The 632-nt window shown below is 63.9% G+C and carries 1 protein-coding gene and 1 pseudogene; both read left to right on the forward strand.

Going from position 1 to position 632, the window contains the following annotated elements; genetic code table 11:
* The first annotated feature begins 71 nt into the window (after nucleotides 1-71).
* Complete coding sequence (locus HB677_RS18195) at nucleotides 72-380, forward strand: transposase (protein ID WP_213817157.1); 309 nt, start codon at nucleotides 72-74, stop codon at nucleotides 378-380.
* Nucleotides 377-632 (forward strand): annotated as a pseudogene (locus tag HB677_RS18200) (IS3 family transposase); the annotation flags it as partial. The gene HB677_RS18195 and the pseudogene HB677_RS18200, both read left to right, overlap by 4 nt.

The following is a 632-nucleotide window of genomic DNA, read 5'->3' on the forward strand; positions in this document are numbered from 1 at the left end:
TGGGTCTGCTGCACGGTTAGGTGACATCTGATCTGGCTTGCCCGTGAGGGTGGGCCTGGAAGGATGTTCCCGTGCCCAAGCCCTACCCTGCTGAGTTCCGTGACGACGTCGTGCGTGTCGCGAAGAACCGTGAGCCCGGAGTGACGATCGAGCAGATCGCGAAAGACTTCGGAGTCCATCCGATGACTTTGCAAACCTGGCTGCGTCGAGGTGACATCGACGAGGGTGTGAAGCCTGGTCAGTCCCGTTCTGAGCAGGTGGAGTTGCGGGAGGCGCGGAAACGGATTCGTCTCCTCGAGCAGGAGAACGAGGTGTTACGGCGGGCGGCAGCGTATCTGTCGCAGGCGAACCTGCCGGGAAAAGGTTCTACCCGCTCGTGATGGAGCTCACCGCTGCAGGGATCCCTGTGACGGTGACGTGTCGGGTCTTGAAGCTCTCTCGCCAGCCCTACTACCGGTGGCTGGCGAACCCGGTGACGGCAAGGGACGTGGCCGGGGCATACCGTGCGGACGCGTTGTTCGACGCGCACCGGGACGACCCCGAATTCGGTCACCGCCTCCTCGCCGACGAAGCCCGCAGCAACGGGCAAGCGATGTCGGACCGGACGGCGTGGAGGATCTGCCGGGACAACT

It is taken from the genome of Glaciihabitans sp. dw_435, from assembly GCF_018449675.1.
Taxonomy (GTDB): Bacteria; Actinomycetota; Actinomycetes; order Actinomycetales; family Microbacteriaceae; genus Glaciihabitans.